Raw genomic sequence first — 2,486 nt, 5'->3', positions numbered from 1 at the left:
ATTGTCAGTGCTAAACTAAATTGAACAGTTTTCGATGAACAAGATTGAACACTTTCGCCAAAAAATATCTCCAATCCTGTATACTTTTAAAGGTATCTTAGGTTATTGGAGGACGAAAGGTGAAGAAGAAGTTAATGTTATATTTGGAAATTCAACAGATGAAGGAGCGGGGCTTTTCCATCCAACAAATCGCAAAGCAGTTGAAGGTATCCCGCACAACGGTTTATAACTACATGGAGAAGACACCGGAAGAAGCTTTCGAATGGGTCAATTCATTAGGTTCGAGGAAGAAGAAATTGGACCCATACAAGGATTGGATTGTTGCTTGGCTTCAAGAGTATCCGCATCTGAATGCGTCTCAAATACAGGATTGGCTGCTTGAGAAATTCCCCGACTTCACCGTTGGTGAAAGTACGATGCGGTTATATGTGAATCAAATACGCGAAGAATATCAGATAGCTAAAACTAAAGTTGTGAGGCAATACGAGGCGGTCGAAGAACAACCGATTGGAAAACAGGTGCAAGTCGATTGGGGCGAAACGCGTCAAAAGACACAGGATCAAAGAGAAATCAAATTATACTGCATTTGTTTCTTACTTTCCCATTCACGCTACCGCTATGTGGAATGGCAAAATCGCCCCTTTACGACTCGTGATGCCATTCGAAGCCACGAGAATGCCTTTGAATTCTTTGGTGGCATGCCGGAAGAAATCGTTTATGATCAGGACCACCTCATCACTGTGAGTGAGCACGCTGGAGACATGATTCTGACCGCTGAATTTCAAGCGTACAAACAGCAACGGAAGTTCAGAGTCCATTTATGCCGCAAAGCCGACCCTGAATCCAAAGGAAAAGTGGAGAGTACGGTAAGGTATGTGAAACGAAATTTCGCCGATAGCCGGATTTATACGACAATTGAGAACTGGAATGAGCGCTGTTTAGCCTGGTTGGAAAGAACGGGCAACCGAAGGGTTCATGGAACAACAAAAAAGAGACCGGTAGAAGTGTTTCTCCTCGAAAAGCAACACTTAAAACCAGTCTCTAAACTACTCTCAACCGAGAGTATCACCGGTTCAAGTATAACAAGAACGGTAAACAAGGACAATACAGTTTTTTATAAATCAAACCGTTATTCCGTGCCACTAGGCACTTACAGACCGAAAGGCCTGAATACAGTGGCTATTGAAATCAAGGAAGATACGAACGATCAACAACGGCTTATTATCAGAAAACAGCCCGATGGGGAAATTCTGGCGAACCATCCTCTGGAAACTTCAACAGGCAAACTGATCAAAAATAAAAACCATGGGCGCGATCGTTCGAAGGGCATTCAAAGCTATAAGGAAACCGTTGCGCAGCAGTTCAAAGATTTGGAGCTTGCCTCACGATACATTGATATCTTGATGGAGAAGTATCCGCGCTATAAAAGAGACCAACTGGCCGTTCTACAGAAAGCGGCCCTCGAATACCCCACTGTCATTGATGAGGCCCTACAGAAGTGTATGTCTGAACATCTGATGAGTGCGAATGACTTTACGGATGTGGCTAAATACTTGGCTGCCCCTCGGAAAGAGACGCCGCCTGTTCCACCCGTACAAGCAGTCCGATCGGATTGCGCTGATATCAACGTGGAGACGCATCCGATGAGTACCTATACGGAAATTCTGGGAGGTGCCGCCTCATGAATGATAGCATGGACGCGCTGCAAAGCCAGTTCAGACAGTTGCGGTTGGTGGAAACTGCGAGCGAGTTGCCCGAGCTGTTACGTAAAGCCGAACAAGCCTCCTGGACCTACCGGGAACTGGTGCAGGAGATTGTGTGCTTCGAATTAACGAAGCGCGAGGAAAAAAGTGTTCAGAAACGATTGAAATGGGCTAAGTTCCCGTACCACAAAACACTGACGGAATTCGACCTATCAGATCAGACTTCTCTGAGCAAACGGCAGCTTACCCAGCTCCAAGAGCTTACTTGGCTTGAGCAGCAGTATAATCTCATCTTTTTGGGTCCGAGCGGTGTGGGAAAAACGCACTTGTCCATTGCCTTAGGCATGGAGGCCATCCAGAAGGGGTTTCAGGTAACATTCGTGACAATGGGAGAACTACTCTCCCTTCTGAAAACTGAAGAATTCACGCGGAAATCGCAGGTCCAGCTCAATCGGATCCGAGCATCTGATTTAGTGATTATTGATGATTTGATGTACATGGCAATGGACCAAAGGGAAGCTACCCTGTTTTTTCATTTGATCAATCATCTATATGAACGGAGTTCAATCATCTTGACCTCCAATAAGAGCCCCGACCAATGGGGAGAATTATTGGGCGATGAGGGAGTCGCAATGGCTATCTTAGACCGTATTCTGCATCGAGCAGAGGTCGTTCACATGAATGAAGCTAGCTACCGTATGAAACATCGCCAGAGCATGTTTGTGAGCGAAAGTGTTCAAAATTAATTGGCGTTAACTGTTCAATTCTACTTGACGCTGACAA

The 2,486-nt window shown here is 45.3% G+C and carries 2 protein-coding genes; both read left to right on the top strand.

Annotated elements, in window-relative coordinates; genetic code table 11:
- Positions 1 to 119 precede the first annotated feature (119 nt).
- Positions 120 to 1,685, top strand: coding sequence for an IS21 family transposase (istA, locus tag EF384_RS09425; protein WP_123781442.1), 1,566 nt, complete (start codon positions 120 to 122; stop codon positions 1,683 to 1,685).
- On the top strand, positions 1,682 to 2,449 hold the full coding sequence (gene istB / locus EF384_RS09420) for an IS21-like element helper ATPase IstB (protein ID WP_123781440.1): 768 nt from the start codon (positions 1,682 to 1,684) through the stop codon (positions 2,447 to 2,449). Before istA ends, istB begins: the two co-directional genes overlap by 4 nt.
- The last annotated feature ends 37 nt before the right edge of the window (positions 2,450 to 2,486 follow it).

The organism is Aerococcus agrisoli, from assembly GCF_003797145.1.
Lineage (GTDB): Bacteria > Bacillota > Bacilli > Lactobacillales > Aerococcaceae > Aerococcus > Aerococcus agrisoli.
This window is presented reverse-complemented; position numbering and strand designations above follow the sequence as displayed.